Source organism: uncultured Bifidobacterium sp., from assembly GCF_959020155.1.
GTDB lineage: Bacteria > Actinomycetota > Actinomycetes > Actinomycetales > Bifidobacteriaceae > Bifidobacterium.
Genome location: NZ_CAUERC010000023.1, coordinates 1 through 24,124, shown reverse-complemented (window position 1 = coordinate 24,124; position 24,124 = coordinate 1). Strand labels below are relative to the sequence as shown.

The following is a 24,124-nucleotide window of genomic DNA, read 5'->3' as shown; positions in this document are numbered from 1 at the left end:
GGTCAGGTTGTGTTCGCCGCGACGGCATCGCACGTCGAGTTCCTTGCCGTCGTAGGTGGCTTCGATCACGCACGGCAGCGCACGGACCTCGGCCATCGCCGAATCCGCCAGATCGAGCGTTTCGATGGTGATGCGCTCGCCCGTGTCGATCATGTTCTTGAGCTCGTCGGCGGTTCCGAGCGCCAGGTGCCGGCCGTGGTCCATGATGAGGATGCGGTCGCAGATCTGTTCGACCTCCTCCATGTAGTGGCTGGTGTAGATCACCGTGGCGCCGGCCTGGTTGAGCCGCTGGATGCCTTCCAGAATCGAATTGCGGCTTTGCGGGTCGACGGCGACCGTGGGTTCGTCGAAGAAGATCAGGTTAGGCTTGTGCGCGATGCCGCAGGCGATGTTCAGGCGTCGCAGCAGACCGCCGGACAGTTTGCCGGGCCGGAACTTGCGGAAGTCCTGGAGTCCGACGAATTCGATGGACTCCTCGACCAGCGGCGCGCGGTCGGTTTTCTTCGGCACGTACAGCGAGCAGAAGTAGTCGATGTTTTCGGTGACGGTCAGTTCGTTGAACACGGCCACGTTCTGCGGCACGATGCCGATACGACGTTTCAGCGCGTAGGAGGTCGGCGTCATCGGCTGGCCGAACACGCGAATCGTGCCCGAATCGTAGGTGAGCAGCGCGAGGATGCAGTTGATCGCGGTGGTTTTGCCGGACCCGTTCGGTCCAAGCAGCCCGAAAATCTCGCCCTGGTTCACGTCAAGGTCAAAATAGTCGAGCGCCACCATGTCGCCGTAGCGTTTGACCAGTTGGCTGACGTGCACGGCCAGAGCCGGGTTGGTTGTCGAGTCGTGTTCGGAAGCTCTGTTGTCGGTTGTCATAGTCACTCCCTTCCTTGGCGATTCCATCATCCCAAGAAGGGGCCGGACGCCGCCACAGGCAAACGTCACGACTTGGCCGTACAGGCGTGACATTTGTCATTACAGTCCTTCGGCGTCGGTCTGCATGGCCTTGTACACCTTATCGACCGGCATCAGGCTGATCTCGTCCATCGAATAGTTGGACGCCCTGTGGCTTTGCGTAATCATCGGTATCATCCCTTTACGGTTGTGTCGACGACATCCGACGCTTGTGCCTCATCTATTCGGGAAGTGTAAGCCCGTTGTCTTGGACCGTCATGCGGGTAATTCCGCACGCCCGTCAAGTTCGTCGTGTTCCGCACACCGCTAGACTGGTGGTGGAAGAGCGTCGAGCCGGGGAGGTGCCATGCGCGTGTTGGCCGAGATGGGCTTGCTACTCGTGTTGGGCCTGGTTGTCGGGCTACGGTCCGATGGCGTGTTCATCGCCGGCCTGCTGTTGGCCGTTTCCGTCGCCGGATTGGTGGAATGGCTGCGTCCCGCGCAATGGTCTTGGGTCTTGTGTACGGCGTATCTCGTCATCGCCGTGGCGGTGCCTTCATGGTGCGCGTTCATGCCGCTCATCGCCTACGATACTGCACGGCTGCCGGCCCTCGCCTCGACCGGAGCCCGGGCTGGGGCACGGACTGCGGCAAGTGGCCGCTCCCCCAGTGTCTCGCGGACCGCGGCCTCTCGCCGTTCCCTTGCCGATGCAATGCGTTCGGCCCCGTGGCTTTCGGCCGCCGCGCGCTGGATATGGGTGTTGCCGCTGATCGCGCTCTGGTTCGCCCGTGGCACCGACCGTCTCCAGACGCTGGTGATGACGCTGGTCGCCCTGCTTGGATTCGTTCTGGGCCGGGCCCGCGCCTCCTCGGACGAGGCGCGGCGCGCGTTGCTGCACGCGCAGGACAGGGCGCGCGAATCCTCGCGGGCCACTCGTTCGCGCATCGCCGACATCGATGAGGAACGCGCCCAGTCGATTCGCATGGCGACCCTCGGCGAGCGCACGCGTATCGCCCGGGAGATCCACGACAATGTGGGCCATCTGCTGACCCGCGCGATCATGCAGGCGCAGGCCGGCAAAACGGTGGCCAAGGCGACGAACGATACGGTCGCTGCGCAAGGGTTCGCCACGTTGGGTGCGACGTTGGATGATGCGATGACGATGGTGCGCCGTTCGGTGCATGATCTTGAGGATGATGGCACTGATTTCGCCGCGCAGATCGATGATGCCGTCACGTCGTTCGACGGCATCTCCCCCGGTTTCGCCGTGACGCTGGCCAACGATATCGCCAAGGCGCCTGCGCCGGTCTCGCGCTGTTTCGCGACCGTGATTCGCGAGGCATTGTCGAACGTGGTGCATCACAGCGCGGCGCGCGAGGCGAGCGTGACGTTGCGTGACTTCCCCGCGTTCTGGCAGTTGGTCATTCAGGATCCGGGGCCGGCCGTGTCCGAGTCCGATGGGTCCCGGACGGCCGCTGCCCGCCCGCGTGCGATGCGCGCCACGCACGTCGGCTCGCGACTCGCCGCCGACGGCGTTGCCGATATGCGTGGTTCGGCCGATGAGCTGATGCGCGGCATGGGTTTGGCGGATATCGAATCGCGCGTGCGCGCCCTTGGCGGCACCGCGGTCTGCGGGCCGTATGAGGACGGCTGGCGTGTGTTCGTATCCGTGCCGAAGAAGCGTTGGACCATGGAATCGAGGGATTGATGAGAATCGCAATCGTGGATGATGATCCGATCGTCTGCCAGTCGTTGGAGACGATTCTGACGGCCACCGGCACGGCCGAGGTGCTATGGATGGCAAATGACGGAGACGCCGCCGTGCGCCGTTATTTCGAGACACCGGCGAGCCGACCGGACGTGCTGCTGATCGATATTCAGATGCCCGGCACCAGCGGTTTGGATGCCGCGCGCGAGATTCTGGCCACGGACCCGGCCGCGCGCATACTGTTCCTGACCACGTTTGCGGACCAGTCGTATATCGCGCAGGCGATGGGACTTGGCGCCAAGGGCTATCTCATCAAACAGGATGTGGCGGCGGTCGGGCCCGCGCTGCAGGCGGTGATGGCCGGTCAGGTGGTGCTCGGCGCGGAAGTGCTCGGCAAGCTCACCGAACGAACTCCGGATCCTGCCGATTCCGACGATTCCAGAGATACCGCCGATTCCATCGAGGGCCTGCTTGGCGAGCGCGAACGTGAGATCACCGCGCTGGTCGCCGAGGGCCTCGATAACCGCGACATCGCCGCCAGACTGTTCCTGAGCGAAGGCACGGTCCGCAATCGCATCAGCGCGATACTGGACAAGCTCGGCCTGACCAATCGCACCCAACTCGCCATCCTCTGGCTCAACGCCCATAGGTGAGGGGGCTTTTGGTCAAGTAGGCCTCTCCCTCCGACATCGCTTCGCGATGCCACCTCGAACGCGATTCAGGACAGCTTGCAGCTGACCTCTTATTCGCTCGTTGTCACTCACCCTCGCCTAAAAACGCCTCCGGCGTTTTCTTCACGGCTCGGCTCATCAGAGGGAGGTTGTGAAAAACCAACCTCAGCTGTTTTTCATGACGATACTGTCGATGGTGTTGGCCACGCGCTCGCAGTCGTCGGAGCACTGTTCGAGGTGACGGTAGACGTCATGCCAGGCGAACACCTGCAGCGGATCGGTGCAGGTGGTGTGCAGCGTGCGCATCGACTCGATGAACAGGTGGTCGGCGTCCGTTTCGATCGTGTTGATGGCGAACACCAGTTCGCGCAACGTCTTGGAATGCCGGAATCGCGGCAGTTCGTTGACCAGCTCGCAGATGCTTTCCGTGGCGCGCACCACCATATCCGACATCTGGACCGCGTCGTCGCGCATGTCGGTCACGTTGTCGTAGTACATGCGGTTGAGCACGCCTTCGATGCTGTCGGTCACGTCGTCGAGCACGTGGCCGAGCTCGTCGATGTCCTCGCGGTCGAACGGCGTGATGAACGCGGTCACCAGTTCGTCCATCATGTCGTGGCGCACCTCGTCCGCCGACTTCTCAATCGCGTGCATGCTGTCCATGCGTTCGCGCAGCTGGCCCGGATTGAAGTCGTGCATGACCTCGGACAGCAGCTTCGCGGCCTGGCATGCGTAGTCCGCGCTGCGGCGGAATCCGTCGAAGTAGAACATGTCTTTTTGTCTCGCCATGATGGGTGGATTCCTTTCTAGAACACGACCATGAACAGTTTGGCCATTACGAAGCTGATGAGACCGCAACCAGGGAAGGTGAACACCCAGGTGAGCATCATGTCGCGTACCACGCCGAAGTTGATGGCGGAGAGGCGGCGTACCGCGCCCACGCCCATGATGGCGCTGGTCTTGGTGTGCGTGGTGGAGACGGGGATGCCGAGCACGGTCATGACGAGCAGGCACAGCGCGCTTGACAGATCGGCCGAGAAGCCTTGGTATTTCTCGAGTTTCACCATGTCCTGGCCCACGGATTTGATGATGCGTTCACCGCCGACGGACGTGCCCACGCCCATGATGGTGCTGCACAGAATCATGAGCCAGACCGGAATCATCACACCGGTCACGCTGGGTTGGCCATTGCAGAACGCCATGCCGAGGAACAGCACGCCGATGAACTTCTGGCCGTCCTGCGCGCCGTGCATGAAGCTCATGGCCGCCGCGCCCACGATCTGCGCGTAGGTGAAGAACCCGTTGGTGCGGCGGCGGTCCATGCCGGCGCAAATCAGGGTCACGGCCTTGCATACCAACCAGCCGACGGCGAAGCCGAACAGGAGGCTTGCGACCAGACCGTAGAGCACCTTGACCCATTCTCCCATGTTGATGCCGCCGATGCCGCCTTGGATGGCGATGGCCGCTCCGGACAGGCCGGCGATCAGGCTGTGGCTTTCGGAGGTGGGTATGCCGAGCAGCGAGGCGCCCACGCTGTATACGACGATGGAGAACAGCGCCGCGCATAGGGCGATGAGCGCCGCGTTCGTGTCGCCGCCGAAATCGACCATGTTGCTGATGGTGGAGGCCACGGAGGCGTTGAGCTGCGTCATGATGAAGACGCCGAGGAAGTTGAAGATGGCCGCCATGATGACGGCGGAGCGTACGCGCATGCATCGTGTGGTCACGCAGGTGGCGATGGCGTTGGGTGCGTCGGTCCAGCCGTTGACGAAGATGACTCCCAGCGTCAGCAACGTTGTGACGGTCAGAGCCGGGTTGGAAAGCACTTGTTGGAGGAAATGCGCCAGTGAGACGTCCAAGGGGAATTAACACCTTCTTCTTCGGGGGCGGAAGCCGTCACACTGATTGTAACGGAAGAATGGCTACGTAGTTCCCATGGCGCGCGGGTTTTATGGTGTTGTTATGCTATTGCGGCCTGTCAGCAGCAACAACTGGTATTGGGGTGGAGACGGTCGTATTCCTCGCGGGCGCGAATGAATTCGACCTCGCTCATCGGTGTTTCGCCGGGATGCTCGGCCGCGAAATGCTCAAGATAATGGTCGTAGCGGGCCTCGCCGCTGATCTCACGCAGATACCAGACGATGCCGTGCCATACGGCAACGAGTTTGCCGAGCATTTTGTCTCCTTTCGCTGATTATTGGCTCCCCTTGAAAAAAGGGGAGCCAATGACGCACTACGCTGCAACCTGCCCGTTCCGCACAAGCTCATGCAGCTTGGCGCTGTATTCGCGCTGCACCTTCTTCTCAAGCGCGGTGGCGACCAGGCTGGAGGGCGCGAACCACTGGGATTCCACGAACGGCTCCTCGGACGTCGTTTCGGCACCGTACTTGCCAGCGGCGAACGTGCGCGCCACGACCACGATGCCGACTACCACGAAGACGCCCATCATGACCAGGAAGAACACGGAGAGCACGCCGTCCAGATACGCGTTGGACAGCGCGGCCTTGGCGTTGGTCAGCGCCTCGCCGGTCAGCTCGCCGGAGTCGATCTGCGCCTGATACTTGGAGGCGGTGGTGAAGTAGCTCAGCGGCCCGAAGATCTTCTGGAAGTCGGCGGTGAAGGTCACGGCGATGTCCCACACGAGCGGTACCACCGGTATCCACAGGTGCTTCCAGTAGCCCATCTTGGCCACACACACGGTGATCAGCACGAAGCAGGCGGCGGCGAGCAGCTGGTTGGAGATGCCGAAGATAGGCACCATCGCGTTGATGCCGCCGTTCGCGTCGGACACGCCCATCCACAGCAGTCCGCCCCACAGCGCGGTGGCGATCAGCGTGGTGATGATGTTGCCGGGCTTCCAGGTCGGGTCGGCGAACTTCTTGAGCTTGCGCACGTTGCCGAGCATTTCGCCGATCTGGTAGCGGGCCACGCGGGTGCCGTTGTCCACGGTGGTCAGGATGAACAGGGCTTCGAACATGATGGCGAAGTGGTACCAGAAGGCCATCGAGTCGTGGCCGCCCAGGTAGGACTTGAGGAAGTTGGCCATGCCCATGGCGAACGTGGTGGCGCCACCAGTGCGGGAGACGATGGAGGTCTCGCCGATGTCGGCGGCGGCCTGCTCAAGCGCCGCGGCGCCTTCGTAGGTCTTGGCCGCGCCGTTCTCGTCCACGGAATCCCAGGTGACCTGCATCTGGTTGCCTTCGATGTCGGAGACCTTCATCGACTCCACGGCCTTGACGGCGGCATCGGCCTGTTCGCCCGGCGTGGAGGTGGCGGAGATGCTCACGCCGGATGCGGCGGTGATCTGTGCGGCGGACATGTTGGTGGAGAAGTACACGCCCTGCGAGATGGTGATCGCGGCGATCAGCGCGATGACGGCGGTGAACGATTCGACGAGCATCGAACCGTAGCCGATCATGCGAATCTGGTTCTCCTTCTCCACGGCCTTCGGGGTCAGGCCGGAGCTCACCGCGCCGTGGAAGCCGGAGAGGGCGCCGCAGGCGATGGTGATGAACAGGAACGGGAATAGGTTGCCGGAGAAGGTCGGGCCGGTGGAGGTGGAGGCCAGTTCGGTCAGACCCGGCACCTTGACGGACGGGTTGGCGATGATGATGCCGATGACGAGCAGCACGAGCGTGCCGATCTTCATCAGCGTGGACAGGTAGTCGCGCGGGGTGACGAGCAGCCAGTGCGGCAGCGCGGCGGCGGCGAACGAGTAGATCACCAGGGCGATGACGAGCTGCTTGGCATCCAGTGTGAACACGGCGGCCACGGCCGGGATAGAGGCGATCCATCCGCCGGCGACGATGTCGAGCACGAGCAGCACGAAACCGAGCAGCGTGGTCTCAATGACACGGCCGGGGCGCAGGAAACGCTGGTAGCAGCCCATGATCAGGGCGATCGGGATGGTCATACCGATGGAGAACACGGCCCACGGCGAGGCGGCCATGGCCTTGATGGCCACGAGCGCCAGGAATGCCATGGCGATGGCGGTCATCACCACGAGGAAGATGGATAGGATCATACCGCCGAACTTACCCATTTCATCAGTGGCCATCTGGCCCAGAGAGCGACCGCGGCGCTTGGCGGAGATCCACAGCACCAGCATGTCCTGCACGGCGCCGGCGAAAATCACGCCGAGGATGATCCACAGAGTGGAGGGCAGGTAGCCCATCTGCGCGGCCAGGATCGGGCCGACGAGCGGTCCGGCGCCGGAGATGCCGGCAAAGTGCTGGCCGAAGAGCACGCGGCGGTCGGTGCGTTCGAAGTTCGCGCCGTCATGCACGCGCTCGGCCGGGGTGGCGTTCGCGTCGTCGGTGCGCATGATCTTGATCTGGATGTAATAGGCATAGAAGCGGTAGGCGATGGCGTAGGAGCTCAGCGCCACGACCAGGAACCAGATGGCGGAGATCCGCTCACCGCGCGAGACGGCCAGAATCGCCCATCCGCAGGCACATACGATGGCGATGGCGGCCCACAGCAGGGCCTTCTTCCATGTCCATACCATTTTGGGACGCACGCCTACGGGCAGTCCCTTCGAATTGCGAATCACACGTTCGGCTTCGTCCGGCGTGTAATCGTCCTTGAATTCCAACTTGCCAGGTGCCGGGGCCTGGGCTGCGGCGGTGGTCATAATAACCCTCTGTTCCTCTTCAATAACCTTTGCGGGAAAGGTTCTCTTCATTGCGACCCTTTTGGGGTATCTCTCGTCTGCTTATGGCACTGGTTGGAAGCGTAGCCACGGCATGTCGCGCCTCAGGAAAATGTCCCAATATGTGAGCTTGGCCACATGTTCACGGACTGCGTTTCATGCCGATTACCCGGGATTCGCACCGCGATGTGCGAAAATGGACACGGTGTCAATCAGGAGGTGCACAGTGGTTGTAAGCATGGATTCGAGCCGCACAATGCCCGATTGGGTGAAGTACGGGGTGTTCTGGCACGTGTATCCGCTGGGCTTCTGCGGTGCCGATATCAGGCCCGCCGGCCCGCGCCAGTTCCATGGCCGCGGCCTTGACGCGATAATTCCCTGGCTGGAGTACGTGCGCGATCTAGGCGCGTCCGGCCTGCTGCTGGGTCCGGTGTTCGAGTCGGCGACGCATGGATACGACACGCTCGACCATATGCATATCGATGTGCGATTGGGCGGGGATGCCGCGTTCGATCAGCTTGTCGCGGCCTGCCGGGACATGGGATTGCAGGTGATGCTGGATGGCGTGTTCAATCACGTGAGCCGCAATCATCCGGCCGTTCAGGCGGCGCTTGACGAGACCGCCGGACGCTTGAATCCGGCCGACAACCCGTGGCATGGTCTGGTCCGCGCGCATGTCGGTGATAATGGCGAACCCGCTTTGGATGTGTTCGAGGGGCACGGGGATCTGGTGGCGCTGGACCATTCGGCTGACGAGACCGTTGACTATGTGGTCCATGTGATGAGCCATTGGCTGGATCGCGGAGCCGCCGGCTGGCGCCTCGACGCCGCGTATGCCGTGCCGAGCCCGTTCTGGGCGCGCGTGTTGCCGCAGGTCAAAGCCGCACACCCGTATTCGTGGATTTTCGGCGAGGTGATCCATGGCGATTACCCGCGCATCATCGAGGAATCCACGATGGATTCGATCACGCAATACGAGCTATGGAAGTCGATCCAGCATGCGCTGGAGACGGAGAACTTCTTCGAGCTGGATTGGAACTTGAAGCGGCACAACGCGTTCCTGGATTCCTTCGTGCCGCAGACGTTCATCGGCAACCATGACGTGACGCGTATCGCATCGCAGATTGGCCCGGCCAAGGCGGCGTTGGCATTGGCGGTGCTCATGACGGTCGGCGGCGTGCCAAGCATCTATTACGGCGACGAACAGGGCTATGTGGGCGTCAAGCAGGAGCGTTTCGGCGGCGATGACGACGTACGTCCGAAGTTCCCCGGCTCCCCTGCCGAACTGTCCACGCTGGGAGAGCCGACATACCGGCTGCATCAGGCGCTGATCGCGCTGCGCCGTCGCAACCCATGGCTGCTGGATGCGCGTACCGAGGCCGTGAAGCTGGAAAACAAGCACTTCGTCTATCGTTCGACGAGCGCCGACGCCCAGCATTCCCTGACCGTGGACCTCAACATCGAGCAATCCCCCACTTTCACCATCCGCAACGCCGATGGCAGTACAGCGTATCAATGGTGAGCTCCCTCATCAGAGGGAGCTAACTCATTCACCTCTGAATGCCTCGGATCAGCAGGTCGAGCAGGTAACCGTACGACCGGTCGACCCGTTCGCGGCCGCGTGTGCGGGGTTGTGCGGAACGCAGTTCGAATTGGATGAACCCGTGTATGGACACCCAGATGGAGGATGCGATTAGATGGGGGTCATCGCCGCGGAATACAGATGCTGCCTGGCCGTATCGAATGATCTGCGTGATGGCGTCCAGGCAGTGCTGGGCCGAGTCCGACGCCTGCCCCATCCAGACCAGCGCGTAAATGCCGGGGGCGTCCAGCGCGTGTTCACGGTAGATTATGCCCGCCCTGCGCAGGCGCAGCACGGGGTCGGATTCGTCAATGGCGATGAGCTGTTCGCGCAGATCGGTGAAGTATGTGTCGATGAGCGCATCGCACACCGCCTGCTTGCCGCCGATGTGCTGGTAGATGCTGGTGGGCGACACATCGGCCTGTGCGGACAGCGCACGGATGGTCAGACCGTCCACACCGTCCCGTTCCACGATCCGCCTTGCCGCGTCAAGGATTCTCCCGTGGATTTCAAGGGTGGGCGTGCGTTTGGATCGGGGCTGCGATTGCGTCATATCCGTTATTCTAGGGTGCGTACAGGCCATTACCGCCGTTTCGGCATGGCCACGATCACAACGACTGCGGCGATAAGTGCAATCGTCATGGCCGCTAGGCAGGCGAACAGGCATCCGCATCGCAAACACCGGCCTATAACACAATCAGGCCCGACGACCATCAAAGGTCGTCGGGCCTGATTCATACGCGCTGTCGGACTAACGGCGTCCAGACTTCATACGGAATGGCGCATTGTGGCGATTCTTCTTGGAATGACGGCGGTTCGGGCCTTCCGTGTTGCCGTATTTGGCGATCATGCGGCGTTCGTGACGCTTGGCACCTTCTGAACGCTCGTCGCGTACGATGCGGTTCTCGTTCTTGCGATGGATGCGCTTGCCGCCTTCGCCCTGACGGGTGTTGCGCATGGACTGCCTGCGGCCGTCATGGGAGCGCTCGTCATAGGAGAAGCCGTAATCCTCGTGGCTGCGTTCATTGCGGCGAGGCTTGCGCGGACGCTCGAAATCGCGGGAATCGGACCGTTCGAAATCACGGCCCGCATTGTGCCTGCGGCTGCCGAAATCATCGTTGCGACCGTATCCGGCCCTGTCGCGCTTATCGAACTTGTCGCCCTTGCCGTACCGATCATTGCGACGGTTCTTGCCGTGCTGGTCGCGGCCATTGTCCTGACGCTCGTCGTACCGGTTCCTGCCGTATCCGTCGCGACGGTCGCCCTTGCGGCGCTCCTCGCGGCGGTCATCGCCATGCTCGAACAGATAGTCGCGGCGCTCGGCCTCGGGGTTGCTCATGCCTGCACGGCGTTCCGCACGGTTGCGGTTCTTCTTCACGGCCTTCTTGCTGGCCTTGTCGCCGTGCTTGCGCTGCGGCTCGCCTTCGGCAACAAACTCGCCGCCTGCGTTCTCGTGCTGGAACTCGGTCTCGGCAACGTTCTGCTCGTCACGGTTGCGATTGCGATTGTGCTTGCGCTTGCCGCCGCGGCCGGACTCGTCGCCCGCCGCGTTCTTGGCGCCCCTGTTCTTGCCCTTGCGCGGGTTGCCCACGGGCTGCGACTTGTCGAGGCTCCAACCATCCACGCGCTCGGCGCGGTCGCCCACAAGCTCAAGCACTTCGGGCGAATCGTGGGTCACTTCGATCATCTTGGTCTTGATGCCGGCCTGGTTCAGCAAGCGGCGCGTCTCGCGGCGCTGCTCGGGCAGCACGAGGGTGACCACGTCGCCCGCCTTGCCGGCGCGGGCGGTACGACCGGAGCGGTGCACAAAGGACTTCGGGTCGGCCGGCGGCTCGACCTGCACCACGAGCTCCACGCCGCCGACGTCTATGCCACGGGCGGCCACGTCGGTGGCCACCATGACACGCACATCGCCGGAATCGAACGCAGCGAGGTTGCGATCGCGCTGGTTCTGGTTCAGGTTGCCGTGCAGCTCGGCGGCCGGAATGCCGTTCTGCGTCAGGTTCTTGGCGAGCTTCTTGGCCTGGAACTTGGTGCGGGTGAACAGGATGCGGCGGCCTTCGCCCGAGGCGAGCATGCGCACGAGTTCGTGCTTGTCGCCGCGCGTGGTTTCGAACACGTGGTGGGTCATCAGGTCGGGTTCGGCGGTGGCCGAATCGACCTCGTGCACCTTGGGATCGTGCAGGAAGGTGTTCACCACTTCATCCACGCCGTGATCGAGCGTGGCGGAGAACAGCATGTGCTGGGCGTCGGGCGAAATCTGCTCAAGCAGTCGCTTGACCGGTGGCAGGAAGCCCATATCGGCCATTTCGTCGGCCTCATCGATGACCACGACTTCGACGGACGAGAGCGTGAGCGCCTGCTGGCGCAGCAGGTCCTCAAGGCGGCCCGGGCAGGCGACCACGATATCGGCGCCGTCCTTCAGATCGCGGATCTGGTGGATGTACTTGACGCCGCCGTACACCGTGGTGGTGTTCATGCCGAACGTGTGGGCCAGCGGCATCAGCACGTCGTTGATCTGGTTTGCGAGCTCGCGGGTGGGGGCCAGCACCAGGCCGCGCGGGTGCGGCAGGAAATCGTCAGCGCGGCGCTCTTCCAAGCTGGCCTTCTTGCGACGCTTGATTTCCTTGCGGAACTCCTCCATCGCGATTTCGCCGAACGAATCGTAGGAACCGAGGCGGGTGACCAGCGGAATGGAGAAGGCGAGGGTTTTGCCGGAGCCGGTGCGCCCTCGGCCGAGAATGTCGCGGCCGGCCAGTGAATCGGGCAGGGTGTCGGCCTGAATGGGGAATGCGGTCTTCTTGTCATCTGCCGCAAGTACGCGCACCAGCGGTCCGGGTACGCCAAGTTCGCCAAAGGTAAGGGGGCGGGATTCCGCGCTGTCGTTCATCTGGAAATCAGCGGAATCGTCACGATCATCGAAATTATTACGGGGCACAGTGGCCTTTCATGTCAAAGGTTACGCAAATTACGCAAGCTTTCCGAGCTTAGCGTAAGCCCCCTACTTTGCTTGGTGCTCGCCACGCTGTCATCCCACTCTTTACTTATGACCCCATGGGGCGGTAACTTGCCCATGGGGCGGTTTGAAGAAACTGTGAAACCGCAGAATAAAGCCATTTTCGTCTACCGCCCCATGAGGGTTTTACCACCCCATGGGATGTTTGCCGCCCCATGGGTTTTACCACCACGTAAGGCGAGCACCGCTCCATGGAACACGCAAATGGCCCCCACCCGTGAAGGTAGGGGCCATTGTGCAAAAGGGCTGAGCCAAGATACAGCCCAGTAGCCCTAAAACACACTACAAAATATCCGGATCGTCTTTGGCAATAGTGCCGGTTGCCTTGCCAATGGCCTTCAGGCCGTGGTAGGCCACAAGAATCACGATCGTGCCAATGGCAATGCCGTTGAAGGAAATGCCACCAACAGTGAACGCGAATTGGCCGATGGCAATGATCATGGTGATGGCTGCCACCATGATATTCAGCGGCTTGTCGAAGTTGACCTTGTTCTCCACCCAGATGCGGATACCGATCATGCCGATCATGCCATACAGCAGCGTGGTCACGCCACCGAGCACGCCGGCGGGGATCGTGTTGATCACGGCACCGAACTTCGGGCACAGGCTCAGGATCAGGGCGAAGGCGGCGGCGCACCAGTAGGCGGCGGTGGAGTACACCTTGGTGGCGGCCATCACGCCGATGTTCTCGCCGTAGGTGGTGGTGCCGGAGCCGCCGCCGAAGCCGGCGAGCGTGGTGCCCAGGCCATCGGCCATGAGGGCGGTGCCGATCTGGTTGTCGTAGTCGCGGCCGGTCATTTGGGCCACGGACTTGACATGGCCGACGTTCTCAGCCACAAGCACGAGCACAACGGGGATGAACATGGGAAGGATGGAGAAATCGGCCTGCGGCAGGTGGAACTTCGGGAAGCCGATCCATGCGGCGTCGCCGATGGCGGAGAAGTCGACCTGGCCACGGATGCAGGCATATACATAGCCGATGATCACGCCGACCAAAATATTGAGGCGGCCCAGCAAGCCCTTGAACAGCACGGCCACGAGCAGCACGGCCAACAGGGTAACCAGTGCGGTGTCGGGCGCGGCTTGGAAGTTGGTCCACACGGAAGGTGCCAGATTGAAGCCGATGATGGCCACGATCGCGCCGTTGACCACGGGCGGCATGATGATGTCGATCCATTTGGAGCCGGCGTAATGCACGAGCACGCCAACCAGGGCCAGCAGAATACCGGTGACCATGATGCCGAAGCTGGCGACCGCAATGCCCTTGTTGGCGGTGGAGACCGCGGTGATCGGCGCAATGAAGCCGAAGGACGAGCCCAAATAGCTCGGCAGCACGTTCCTGTTGATAAGCAGGAACAGTGCGGTGGACATAGCCGTGAAGAACAGGGTGGTGGACGGGTCGAAGCCCGTCAGAATCGGCACCAGGAAGGTGGCACCGAACATGGCGATGACGTGCTGTGCGCCGATACCGGCGGTGCGCACCCAAGTCAGACGTTCATCGGGCTCGACTACCTCGCCGGGCGCCAGCGTCTTGCCGTCGCCATGCAATTGCCATTGGAAGATATTGGACATTACTACTCTCCTCGCTCTCGCTTGGGGCACGGCATTCACAACCAGCCGCACCACGCACCATTCTAGCTCACGAAGATTTTGTGAAGTCTCTCTTCCGGGAAAGGCTATTTGCCGTAATACTCCAGCAGGTGTGGGTCGACGGCCTGCACCACATCCACCAAATCGCCATTGGAGAGATACGGGCGCTTGAATTCGCGCCACGGCTCCACCTTGACCTCCCAGCGGCCGGTCGTCTCGTCGAGCACGGGCCGGGCGGTCTGCTCCCAGCGCACACGCTTGGAGGTGCGGCCGGTTTCCGGGTCGCGGCGTGTATAGTGCAGGCAGGTGCAGTTGGTGATCTTCCAGTCGTCCGAATCGGCGCGATGCAGGAATTCCTCGTCGGCCAGATCCTCGATGGTGAGCATCAGGGCGAGCATGAAGTCGCCGTGGGTGACCATGACCACGGATTCCGAATCGGATTTGCGGCTCAGCGAGGTCAGGATGTTGTGCACACGGTCCTCGGCCACATCGGCAATCGACTCGCCTGCCGGCGGACGCCAGTACAGCGGATCGGTGTTCTTGAAGTTCCAGTTGCGCGCGTAGTTGTTTTTGAATTCGTCCTTGGTGATGGTGTTGATCTCGCCCCAAGAACGTTCGCGCAGCACACGGTTCTCCTCCCATTTGGCCTTGGGCAGGGCCATGGTGGCTGCGGTTTCGCGGGTGCGCACGTATGGCGAGACCATGTAGCGGTCGAACAGCTGCTGCTGGCTGACCAGCCAGCGGCCGATGCAGTCGGCCTGCTTGCGTCCGGTGGCGGTGAGTCTCCAGGAGCGGTCGGGTACGGTGACGTTGTCCTGCGTGTACAGGGAATTGTCGCCCTGCTCGCCCGCCTGGACGATGACGTTCGCTTCGGATTCGCCATGCCGGATTACGTATAGATCGAGCGGCATGCTCATATATGTTCCCCTTTCGTTATTGGTTACGTTGTGTTGTTTTCTGTTGTTTCCTACTTGACTTGCGTGATGGTGTTCCCCTTGACCATGAACGCGTGCCGGGCCATGTCGATCATCGGCTGATCGAATTTGGAGTCGGTGTAGAACTCGTCGATGACGACGTCCGGACCGTACAGTTCGCGGAACCGTTTGGCCTTGTTGGTGCTGAAGTTGAGGTACGTGACCTTCATCGTCCCCACATCCACCTCGCTGGCCACGAGATTCCTCACGCCGAGTCTGCGGCAGGCCTCCCCCACCGTCAGATCGAAGGATGCGGTGAGGATCACATCGTCCGACTCAGGCTGGTACCAAGGCTTGATACGTGCGTAATATCGGTCCCAGAAATCGTCCACGAGCTGTTCGACGCTCGCCACCCGTTTGGATCGGCTCAGTTCCGTGAGATAGCCTTCGGTCATCTTGCCCACGCCGTATTCCATCTGTTCAAGCGTGGCCCGGCCAAGCTTGTATTTGACCGCGTACCGCAGCACGGGGGCGATATAGCGGAACACTTTCGGGTCGTGGCGGGCGGAATACAGGTACAAGTCGAACAGGCTTTCGCCATCATAGATGGTTCCGTCGAAATCGAATACGCGCATACCTTCTGCTTCTACTCTGTTATTCCTTGTCTAAGGCTAATCTCGGTAAGCCGGCGAAAGCGCAAATACGCAGTGAATTTCACATGAACACTGTTTTTTGGATTGATTTCGGTACAGGTAACGTACACTGGTGACAGCGTGGAAGGAGGTGCGTAATGGCGACGTCTGAAATCGAACAATGGTGGATTGATAAGTTTCAGGAGAACCTGGGTCCGATTCGCAAGGTAGCCGGATGGACGACTCAGCAACTGGCCGACGAGCTGGGAGTCGCGCGACAGACGGTGTCTAACTTGGAGACCGGCAAAAGCCCGATGACCAAACTGCAGTATCTCGCTTTACGTACGGTGTTCAGCGCCGAGATCGCACGTCGTGAAGACCGCGATCTGGCACGCATCATCAAGACTTTGGTCGACGATCCCATTGAGCAACGCATTCGCGAACGGCGCGCCCAAGAGCAAGACGGCGAGGCCGTTGCCGACAATGCCCCAGTCAATACAGGCTGTGGCAACGCTGCCGACAACGCCGCCACCGAGAAACGCAAGCCCAGTGCCGCCACATTGAAGGCTTCAAAGACTGCCGCAACGGGCAAGCCCACGCTCAGCACGGCGATGCAGGCTCTCGCCGTCATCACCGGCGCATTGGCCAGTGGAACCGCCGCCGGCATCATCACCTACTTGATGTTCCCGGACGGCGGCCCGAACAAGCGCTGAGTCGCCGAAATATCGAAACGGATTGAACAACCCAGTTCGAAGCCCTGAGCACCATTTTGTCCGTGTCGCACCAGCGTTTCCCTCATTATCAGCTGTTTCGAGTTGCATGAATGCACCGTTTATAGGCCGAGAATTTCGTGCTTTTTTGCATCAAATTCTTCTTGGGAGAGAATGCCGATATCAACCAATTCCTTCAATTTCTTCATCGCCTCGACTTGTTCTTCCACAGACATGGATGCCGTGTGAGAGGCGGGAGCAGCGGCTTCCGGTGCCGGCGCAGGTGCCGGCGCTTGAACCGGGGCGGCGGTCATAGGACTGATGGCTTGCGCCATATTCATACCAAGCAACATGCCACCATCGCCAAAGCCGTTGTCTTGAATACCTTGCGCAATGCGCTGCTGGGCAGCCATATTGCCAGCTTGTTGGGAAACGCCCTCGTATGCGGCAACATTCATCTTATTCGAGGCGAACTGCTGCACGAGCTGACGTGATTGCTCGGTGAACTCGATGCTTTCGATGCCCACGCTGGACACTTCAAAGCCAAAACGATCATTCCATGTACCGGCATTGGCTCGATCGCCACGCACGCATGCTGCGATGTCATTCGCCTTGCCGGGCAATTGCGAAATACGATATTCATTGGACAACGAATTGATGGCCACAATAAACGACTGTACGAATTCGGACAGAATCTGCCTACGTGGCCCTTCATCATCGAATGAATACGACACGGTAGTGGCAGGCACAAAGTTACGAACGAATCGAACTGGATCAGTGACCTTTAGCGACATGGATCCGCGTGCGCGAATTTCCAAATCGACGCCATAGAACCGGTCGTTATACACCAGCGGCGCAGAAGTGCCGAATTTGATGCCACGAATCTCACGCAGGTTGACGAAGGCCACATATTTGGTGCGGCCAGGCTGACCTCCGAAGGTGAATCGATCGGCGACCTGGTTGAAGAACGATCCGATGCCGTCTCCGGCGAGCACGCTCTGTTCCCCGTTGCGATATTCATAACCGCCCGACTCGGTGATGACGTTTTCGATACCTGTTTCAGAGAAAATGAACGCCGCAGTATTCTCTGGCACATAGATACGCGAACCATTGGTGATTATTCCCTCGGAACCGTATTCATTCGAACCGCGATCGTTGTTGCTTCCGCGGGGAATGCCCGGCACAACGACGGTGTGTTCCGTGAACGGACCAGCGGTGATGATATCACGCCACAGGTCCGCGAATGTACCGCCGAGCGCGCCGGCGAACGCCTTAATAACTGCCATCTGTTTTCCTCGATATCTCAATGCACATGGCCGGTCTTGCGACTATGCAATCGCAAGACCGGCCGTTATGCTGGCATGTTGGCTATAGCTGCGTTTCGCGATCGCAGTATTCGCATCGAACGACTTCTTTGCGATGACCGGAAAGCGGAGCGCCACAACCTTCACAATTCACCGAAACCACGGGTTCGGTAATCCCAAGCCCACTACGGAATGCGCTAAAAGTGTCTTTCAGTGTCCCGGCCAGAGCCTCCGTTCCGGGGATGGCCTTGTTGAAGGCCGGCTCATCCATTGGCGTATACTGTCTGCCGCGTATACCCATATACCGTCATCGTCCCTTTCTTGGAAAACCGTTACCTCGATACGCCAGTCTGATCACTGGCCCACCGATGCGAGCTTCTGCGTGCATCGAGTCATGACCTCGGTGTAGTAGGCCAAATCCTCACTGCTGAGGGAGTTTTCGTCAATGGCGTCTACCTTCTGGGAGAACTCAGAGTAACGCTTCATCATGCTGGCATAGTCGGTAGCCATGCTGACCACGTTATCGGATTTCTGATATTTGTTCATGAAGGCAACATACTCATCGATAAAGGCCTCGTAGCTGTCCATCGTGGACTTGAAGTCAGCACTGTCATTGGTGTTCTGCTGCGCCTTCTGATCCGAAGACTGGTCGCTCTGCTTGTTGGCATCGCTGGAATCAGCGCCCGTACCAGTGCTCTTATCATCCTGTTTCGCGGCGTCGCCGTCCGTAGACGTATCTTCCTTCTTTTCCGGAACCTGGATAGTGATGGACATGATGGTCTCGTCGTCAGTGTTACGAGAAACGCTCACACTGTATCCATCGGCGTTCTTGGCATTGAAACTGTCAGCGGACTTGTTATAGTCCACGGTGAAACCGTTGTCTTGCACGGACTTGACGTAGTCGGCATACTGCTTGGCGTCGGTACCGCACACCTCGATGGAGAAATAGTCCGAAGACTCGCTTTTAATTTCACCCTTTGTGGATTTCGGCTGCGGCAGCAGCGCCGCGATATCCGACTCCGGCCATGAATATGCTTCGCACTTGGTGGCGAGCGATGCTTCCAATTCCGCCCGATCAGCCTTGGCCTTCGCACCGTCACGAATTACGAACACGCCACCGATTACCAGACCCACAACGGTGATACCGACTGCCACCCAGGCCAGCACTCGGCCTTGCACCTTGCCACTCGGGCGGGTCACGTATACGGCGAAGCCTGAGAGCAGTGCCGGAATCACCGTGGCGAACAGCAGTCCGCCCCAGGATCGGCCAGAAACATCCACAAATTGGGCGAGTACGAACAACACTCCCCAAATAATGGCGAACACAGCCAGCTTGGAAGTCTTCTTCACCCCTTGTGCATTCGGAGCAAGCACGGCAGGCGCAGCGGCACCAGCAAAACCAGTGGCAGCACCGGCACCATGTGTGGCGGGTGCAGGAGCCACACCAATACGCTTGTCCAGAGCGGCGAGGAACTCATCAACGCGCTTGGCGCTTTCGTTTCCAGTCGCCTCCAGACGAATGGCGGCCCCTGCCGCACCCTGCGGGACTACGGTTAGCGTGCAGTTCACCCCATCATAGGAGTGGAAGGAAAACGCTCCGGTCTGGGTGTTTTCGTTATCCAAGGTAAACGTGGCGCCAGTAGTCAGCTGGTCGTGAATAACTTGGAACAGCTGTTGCGGACTGACCGCATATACACGATCGAATGGCGCGCCGGCGGGCTGCTGCGGTGCCGTAGCCGGAGTCATCGGAGTAGTGGTGGCCCCATCAGATGCTACGTTTGGCTGGCCAGCCGGTACAGCATTCGGCACGGTAGGCGCATTGTTCGCGCGATCTTCCGGTGCGTCATTCGTGCCTTCGGACGGTGGAACCGGCTGAGGTTGTTGATCAAATGGCGTTGTCATGATGCCCTTCTTTCCTTAAGCAGCAGCATTACCAGCACAGAAGAGGCAATCCCGGCAACCGTTACGGTCAATCCGACTGCCATGGCAAGCCGGTATCGTTCGCTCATCATTGCGTCCCTTCTTATTGCTCGCGTTGCTCTGCGATACATCGAAACCAGTGTATGGCGTTGTTATTATGTACGCAAATTAGCATTTTGTATTCATGTTAGCTTTATTGTCGATGCTTGATACCGCGCATGAACATCCTTTCCGCCACCGCACCTACACGGATGGCATCGACCATTGTCGACGACACGCGCGGGCCATGCATCAGCTGACAACTGAATTTTTCGGCGTGTTTCCGAAAAGTCGACGTCCTGTACGCTGGGAATCGAGCAACCGCGTACGATGGCGCAGCACAGCACCCGCAACACAGCGACAAGGAGCATGGGCAATGGCAGACATCCCCGAAGAACATTTGACCGAGGAACTGTTGGATCGGCTGCTCGCCAGCGCCAGCATTGAGCAGTATCTCGATGAGGGACTTGTCAGCGCACGCACGCTGACCGACTATCTGTTCGACCGTATGGAAGCCCATGGCCTGAAACGAGCCGACGTGGTGCGGGCATCCGGCCTCAACGCCACAGTGGTTTATGACATTTTCTCCGGCAAAAGCCGCCCCGGCCGAGATCACGCCATTATGCTGGCTTTTGGTCTCAAGTGCACATTACGCGAAACCCAACGGCTGCTTCGTCTTGCAGGCGTTTCCGAACTGTGGTGCAAACAGCGACGTGACGCGATTATCATCTGGTGTATACGCAATGGATTCGACCGCATTGCCACGGACGACGAGTTGTATCGTATGGGAGAGGCGACGTTGCTGCCGGCCGATTGACGACATTCGGCCCAACAACACTCACCAGTGAAACGCAAGTAAGAGGGCATCAAGGAGAGACATGGACGATAAGCAAGCGATGCATGCGATGAGCATCGACGATGCGTACCATGTTGAGCGCACGCTTGCTCGCGGACCTTCCGGCGTCACTGAACTGGTGAGCATTGACGGCAACGGCCCGTTCGTACGCAAGAAGATTCCCTCTCCCCTAGCGCAACGCAATGTGTGGGCGGTGCTCAGCGCCTGCCAGAGTAATCGTCTGCCGCGTGTGGAAGCGACGTACGAGCTGCCCGACCGGTTCGTCATCGTCTACGATTACGTGCCGGGCAGCACGCTTGCGCAAATTGCGGAGGAAAACGGGCGGCTTGCACCGAATGTGGCCGTGCAGCTTATCGACCAAATTTGCGAAGCCGTGCAGGAGCTTCACCAGCACGGCGTTATCCACCGCGACATCACGCCGGCCAACGTCATCGTGGCCCAGGATGGCGCGCATCTCATCGATTTCGGCATCGCGCGCATCCGGTCAGAGGCAAGCAACCGTTCACGGGATACCACGGCGCTTGGCACTTATGGTTTCGCCTCGCCCGAGCAATATGGCTTCGCCAAAACCGACGCGCGTTCCGACGTGTTCTCGCTTGGTCGACTGCTCGGATTCATGCTGACCGGCGCCTATCCCGATGCCAGCGACTACGAGCAGCGACTTGCCGATGATGCCGCAGTACCGGCACGACTGCGCGCCGCCATCGGCTATGCGTGCGCATTCGAGCCCAGCAAACGGCCACAGAGCGTCCAGGAGTTTCGCCAGGCGCTGTTCTCCCAGTCCAATCCGCCCATGCCGAACGCATCATCGGCAAATCCGCCATCACCGAGCACAACGAACGGCGTCACGTCGGCGTCTCGGCTATTTCGGCGTCTGCACTTGAGCAAACGCGCCATCGTGCTGTGGCCCATCGTCGGAGCGGCGCTGGTGGTCGCCGCTATTGCGGGAGGCATTGTGTTGGCAGGCCAACTTGGCATTATCGGGTCGGCAACATCGCCCGATTCCTCGACACAATCCAGCAGCCAATCAACCGATAAGGCCGATGGCGGGCACTCCTCGAACGGGTCAGGAACCGACAATGCCAATGGCACGGGCGGAGTAGGCGGCACTGACGGCGCTGATGGAAACGGCCAAGACACCGTCACCGATAATCCTCTGAAAATAGTGGAATCCGGCTGGTCGGCGGACCAGCAAGGGTATGTCCACTACGCTTTCGCCCTGCGCAACACCAGTACGACCCAGCAGGTGCAGTATCCGCAGATTACCATTACGGGGCGGGCCAAAGACGGTTCCATCGTGTTCTCGCAGACGCAAACGCTGAATATGGCATTCCCGAATCAGACTGTATATGACGCCGACCAAGCAGGCGAGGGCACGGCCCCGGCCACCGTAGATTTCGTTGTGCTTAGCCCTGATACGTACAACGTCACCGAGGCTCAAGGAACCGCCACCTTCCCCATCAGCGGAACATCCAAAATAGACAACAGGGACGGCGGCACGACGTTCAATGGCGAGGTCCACGCCGTGGCAGATGGATTCAAGCCATCCGATGGGCAGCAAATCAAGATTTCCCTAGTACTGCGCAACGCACAGAACGCAATCATCTATGGAGATATCACATTCGTGGATTGGCCGGGCAATGGCCGATCCGCACCATTCTCGATCACCGTTTACGATCTGCCGAAGTATGCATCTTACGATCTGTATGCGCAAATAGGGTAGTTGACTTTGCGCCTGCGAGGTGGCTGTCAGGCGACTGTCAGGCTTGTGTCCGAGTCACCTGTGCACTGGTGTTGTGGCGCGCCTGGCCGAACAGATAGATGCCGATGGGCAGAGTCAGCACACCGCCGATGATGAACACCAGCGAAATCGGGATCACGTCGGCCAACGGCGCGAAGATCAACATACCCAGCGGCATGCTGAGTGTGCTCATGGTGGTGTCAAGGCCGAATACACGGCCCACCATCTTCTCATCGGCCTCGGTCTGGATGATGGTGCGCATCGGGCCCATGCAGATGGCCGAAGCCAAACCGTTCACCACATCAATCAGCAAATACGCCAGCAGATTGTGAACCACGCCAAGACCAACGACGGAGACGCCCACCAGAGTGATGCCGAAGGCGACCACGCGCATGTTGTTGCGGATGAGCTTGGCACCGATGGTAGACATCAGCGCGCCGCCGAGCAGCATACCGATGCTCCATCCCAGCTCGTTGGCGGCGAGTTTATCGGAGGCGGTGGTCAGGTTGATGAATCCGAGATTCAAATCGATGCCCTCATATTCGCGGGTCATGAGCAACAGCGTAAGGTTCATCGGCGCCACGGCCACGAAGCACACCAAGGCGTCACCGAGCACCACGTTGCGCAGGTTCGCCCGGCGCCATGTGTAGCTGAAACCATCTTTCAAGTCAGCAAACACACGACGGACGCTGGCAATCAGCGAACGATCAGCATTGGCATCCGACATCGGTTCGAGTGTGGGTTGCCCGCTATTCTCCGCTTCAGCCATACGCCTCGCAACATGTTCCGTGCTCTTCTTCGGCGCTTTGATCAACGCCACAAAGCCGACGCCGATAATGGCCGTGGTCACATCGACTAACAGAATCGACCACAGCGGCACTGTGTTGATAAGCACAGCAGCCACCGCAGGTGCCACAATCATATTCACCGAATTAATCACGCCGTATATTGAGTTGACGCGCAATAGTTTGCCCGAGGGAACAACATCCGGTATGAACGACTGCACAGCGGGCGTCTGCACCCCGCCTCCCGCCGAACGAATGAACAGCACCACGAAAATCATGGTCAGACTCGCCCATCCCATCGCGAAGCTCAGCGACAGCACGACGGTGACCACAGCAATCACCATATCCGGCAGCATAATCAGCAACTTGCGACTGTGACGGTCGGCCCAAGAGCCGCCGCAAATCGAGACGATGGCCTGCGGCACCACGCCAAACAACGTGGCCAGCAGCATGGCCGAACCGGTTTTAGTCTGCAATACGATCCACCACCAGATGGCATATTGCACAATATTGGAGCCCAGCAGCGAGAACGCCTGGCCGGTGAGTAGAAGCACTACACGGCGGATCCACGCACGCTCGGATTCCCCGTTGGCCACTGCTGCGGCATAGGCGGCACCGGGTTTGTTCGCGCTATGGACCGCTGCGCGCGCATTCGCATTGTCATCGCCGGAAACCTCGGGTGTTTCGCGCACAGTTGGTTCAGTTGTTGTACTACTAGAAGACATACGAGTGTTCTCAATTCTTCAATTCCACTACAAAGGTCACATCACGGCATACGCACGCCGACGCGCGTATGCGTGCACGACTCCAGCAACGAGCCGTACCCGCCGTTAGATGGCAGGCTTCAGTATCGTGACGCCATGCGTTAGCGTCACCATGCAACGATAGGAACACACTATTCAATAGTATAATCATGAAGGCGTGACGTTGCCCTTGCGCAGGTGCCGTAAGACTCCGCGGACAAAGCAATGAGGCTTCCCCCGCGAGAAGGGAAGCCTCATATTCCATTCATTCTATTCAGCGATGATGGCGCCTAATCACCGATCATCCTTTGGGGAACAGCGCGTCGAAGGCATGTTCCATCACGGACTTACGGCGGATCACACCGACGAGTCTG

At 60.0% G+C, this 24,124-nt stretch carries 19 protein-coding genes; 6 read left to right on the top strand and 13 right to left on the bottom strand.

Annotation, left to right across the window (positions count from 1 at the left end; all coding sequences use genetic code 11):
• Nucleotides 1–870: ABC transporter ATP-binding protein (locus tag Q5H31_RS06430; RefSeq protein WP_302457615.1), on the bottom strand; the 870-nt coding region annotated here is incomplete at its 3' end.
• A gap of 385 nt (nt 871–1,255) precedes the next feature.
• On the opposite strand from Q5H31_RS06430, the gene Q5H31_RS06425 reads away from it, so the two are divergent.
• On the top strand, nt 1,256–2,596 hold the full coding sequence (locus Q5H31_RS06425; protein ID WP_007058634.1) for a sensor histidine kinase: 1,341 nt from the start codon (nt 1,256–1,258) through the stop codon (nt 2,594–2,596).
• Nucleotides 2,596–3,249, top strand: a complete 654-nt coding sequence (locus Q5H31_RS06420) for a response regulator (protein WP_007052109.1) — start codon at nt 2,596–2,598, stop codon at nt 3,247–3,249. Before Q5H31_RS06425 ends, Q5H31_RS06420 begins: the two co-directional genes overlap by 1 nt.
• A 183-nt stretch (nt 3,250–3,432) precedes the next feature.
• On the opposite strand, the gene Q5H31_RS06415 is transcribed toward Q5H31_RS06420, so the two are convergent.
• From Q5H31_RS06415 to Q5H31_RS06400, 4 genes are all read right to left on the bottom strand, one after another.
• Nucleotides 3,433–4,056 (bottom strand): DUF47 domain-containing protein, encoded by a 624-nt coding sequence (locus Q5H31_RS06415; protein WP_038426375.1) that lies wholly within the window; start codon nt 4,054–4,056, stop codon nt 3,433–3,435.
• A gap of 17 nt (nt 4,057–4,073) precedes the next feature.
• Nucleotides 4,074–5,126: an inorganic phosphate transporter gene (locus Q5H31_RS06410; protein WP_003829169.1), complete on the bottom strand. Its 1,053-nt coding sequence runs from the start codon at nt 5,124–5,126 to the stop codon at nt 4,074–4,076.
• A 119-nt stretch (nt 5,127–5,245) separates the two neighbouring features.
• A complete protein-coding gene (locus Q5H31_RS06405) occupies nt 5,246–5,443 on the bottom strand; it encodes a YbdD/YjiX family protein (RefSeq protein WP_007052106.1) in 198 nt (65 codons plus the stop codon).
• 57 nt (nt 5,444–5,500) lie between these two features.
• Nucleotides 5,501–7,900, bottom strand: a complete 2,400-nt coding sequence (locus tag Q5H31_RS06400) for a carbon starvation CstA family protein (RefSeq protein WP_007052105.1) — start codon at nt 7,898–7,900, stop codon at nt 5,501–5,503.
• A 274-nt stretch (nt 7,901–8,174) separates the two neighbouring features.
• On the opposite strand from Q5H31_RS06400, the gene Q5H31_RS06395 reads away from it, so the two are divergent.
• Nucleotides 8,175–9,440, top strand: coding sequence for an alpha-amylase family protein (locus Q5H31_RS06395; protein ID WP_060662426.1), 1,266 nt, complete (start codon nt 8,175–8,177; stop codon nt 9,438–9,440).
• Between the two features lie 28 nt (nt 9,441–9,468).
• Here Q5H31_RS06395 and Q5H31_RS06390 read toward each other — a convergent pair whose 3' ends face one another.
• The 5 genes from Q5H31_RS06390 to Q5H31_RS06370 form a co-directional block, all read right to left on the bottom strand.
• A complete protein-coding gene (locus Q5H31_RS06390; protein WP_007053405.1) occupies nt 9,469–10,053 on the bottom strand; it encodes a TetR/AcrR family transcriptional regulator in 585 nt (194 codons plus the stop codon).
• 198 nt (nt 10,054–10,251) lie between these two features.
• On the bottom strand, nt 10,252–12,438 hold the full coding sequence (locus tag Q5H31_RS06385; protein WP_302457614.1) for a DEAD/DEAH box helicase: 2,187 nt from the start codon (nt 12,436–12,438) through the stop codon (nt 10,252–10,254).
• Nucleotides 12,439–12,798: 360 nt separating this feature from the next.
• Nucleotides 12,799–14,088: a uracil-xanthine permease family protein gene (locus Q5H31_RS06380; protein ID WP_007052100.1), complete on the bottom strand. Its 1,290-nt coding sequence runs from the start codon at nt 14,086–14,088 to the stop codon at nt 12,799–12,801.
• Between the two features lie 104 nt (nt 14,089–14,192).
• Complete coding sequence (locus Q5H31_RS06375) at nt 14,193–15,023, bottom strand: histidine phosphatase family protein (RefSeq protein ID WP_007053407.1); 831 nt, start codon at nt 15,021–15,023, stop codon at nt 14,193–14,195.
• Nucleotides 15,024–15,073: 50 nt separating this feature from the next.
• Complete coding sequence (locus Q5H31_RS06370) at nt 15,074–15,655, bottom strand: haloacid dehalogenase-like hydrolase (RefSeq protein ID WP_007053408.1); 582 nt, start codon at nt 15,653–15,655, stop codon at nt 15,074–15,076.
• Between the two features lie 155 nt (nt 15,656–15,810).
• Between Q5H31_RS06370 and Q5H31_RS06365 the strand changes: the two genes are divergently transcribed.
• Nucleotides 15,811–16,365, top strand: a complete 555-nt coding sequence (locus tag Q5H31_RS06365; protein ID WP_007057130.1) for a helix-turn-helix transcriptional regulator — start codon at nt 15,811–15,813, stop codon at nt 16,363–16,365.
• 119 nt (nt 16,366–16,484) lie between these two features.
• Here the strand turns inward: Q5H31_RS06365 and Q5H31_RS06360 are convergent, their stop codons facing one another.
• Together Q5H31_RS06360 and Q5H31_RS06355 are read right to left on the bottom strand one after the other, a co-directional pair.
• Nucleotides 16,485–17,648: an SPFH domain-containing protein gene (locus Q5H31_RS06360; protein ID WP_032735070.1), complete on the bottom strand. Its 1,164-nt coding sequence runs from the start codon at nt 17,646–17,648 to the stop codon at nt 16,485–16,487.
• Between the two features lie 372 nt (nt 17,649–18,020).
• On the bottom strand, nt 18,021–19,568 hold the full coding sequence (locus Q5H31_RS06355) for a DUF6591 domain-containing protein (RefSeq protein WP_302457613.1): 1,548 nt from the start codon (nt 19,566–19,568) through the stop codon (nt 18,021–18,023).
• 433 nt (nt 19,569–20,001) lie between these two features.
• Between Q5H31_RS06355 and Q5H31_RS06350 the strand changes: the two genes are divergently transcribed.
• Nucleotides 20,002–20,442: a transcriptional regulator gene (locus tag Q5H31_RS06350; RefSeq protein ID WP_013582520.1), complete on the top strand. Its 441-nt coding sequence runs from the start codon at nt 20,002–20,004 to the stop codon at nt 20,440–20,442.
• Between the two features lie 61 nt (nt 20,443–20,503).
• Complete coding sequence (locus Q5H31_RS06345) at nt 20,504–22,204, top strand: serine/threonine-protein kinase (protein ID WP_302457612.1); 1,701 nt, start codon at nt 20,504–20,506, stop codon at nt 22,202–22,204.
• A 37-nt stretch (nt 22,205–22,241) separates the two neighbouring features.
• On the opposite strand, the gene Q5H31_RS06340 is transcribed toward Q5H31_RS06345, so the two are convergent.
• A complete protein-coding gene (locus Q5H31_RS06340; RefSeq protein WP_131213767.1) occupies nt 22,242–23,732 on the bottom strand; it encodes an MFS transporter in 1,491 nt (496 codons plus the stop codon).
• Nucleotides 23,733–24,124: the final 392 nt, after the last annotated feature.

Coding starts and splice junctions, on each gene's coding strand:
- Q5H31_RS06425 (WP_007058634.1), top strand. CDS start 1,256: ATGCGCGTGTTGGCCGAGATGGGCTTGCTACTCGTGTTGGGCCTGGTT.
- Q5H31_RS06420 (WP_007052109.1), top strand. CDS start 2,596: ATGAGAATCGCAATCGTGGATGATGATCCGATCGTCTGCCAGTCGTTG.
- Q5H31_RS06415 (WP_038426375.1), bottom strand. CDS start 4,056: ATGGCGAGACAAAAAGACATGTTCTACTTCGACGGATTCCGCCGCAGC.
- Q5H31_RS06405 (WP_007052106.1), bottom strand. CDS start 5,443: ATGCTCGGCAAACTCGTTGCCGTATGGCACGGCATCGTCTGGTATCTG.
- Q5H31_RS06400 (WP_007052105.1), bottom strand. CDS start 7,900: ATGACCACCGCCGCAGCCCAGGCCCCGGCACCTGGCAAGTTGGAATTC.
- Q5H31_RS06395 (WP_060662426.1), top strand. CDS start 8,175: ATGCCCGATTGGGTGAAGTACGGGGTGTTCTGGCACGTGTATCCGCTG.
- Q5H31_RS06390 (WP_007053405.1), bottom strand. CDS start 10,053: ATGACGCAATCGCAGCCCCGATCCAAACGCACGCCCACCCTTGAAATC.
- Q5H31_RS06380 (WP_007052100.1), bottom strand. CDS start 14,088: ATGTCCAATATCTTCCAATGGCAATTGCATGGCGACGGCAAGACGCTG.
- Q5H31_RS06375 (WP_007053407.1), bottom strand. CDS start 15,023: ATGAGCATGCCGCTCGATCTATACGTAATCCGGCATGGCGAATCCGAA.
- Q5H31_RS06370 (WP_007053408.1), bottom strand. CDS start 15,655: ATGCGCGTATTCGATTTCGACGGAACCATCTATGATGGCGAAAGCCTG.
- Q5H31_RS06365 (WP_007057130.1), top strand. CDS start 15,811: ATGGCGACGTCTGAAATCGAACAATGGTGGATTGATAAGTTTCAGGAG.
- Q5H31_RS06360 (WP_032735070.1), bottom strand. CDS start 17,648: ATGGCAGTTATTAAGGCGTTCGCCGGCGCGCTCGGCGGTACATTCGCG.
- Q5H31_RS06355 (WP_302457613.1), bottom strand. CDS start 19,568: ATGACAACGCCATTTGATCAACAACCTCAGCCGGTTCCACCGTCCGAA.
- Q5H31_RS06350 (WP_013582520.1), top strand. CDS start 20,002: ATGGCAGACATCCCCGAAGAACATTTGACCGAGGAACTGTTGGATCGG.
- Q5H31_RS06345 (WP_302457612.1), top strand. CDS start 20,504: ATGGACGATAAGCAAGCGATGCATGCGATGAGCATCGACGATGCGTAC.
- Q5H31_RS06340 (WP_131213767.1), bottom strand. CDS start 23,732: ATGTCTTCTAGTAGTACAACAACTGAACCAACTGTGCGCGAAACACCC.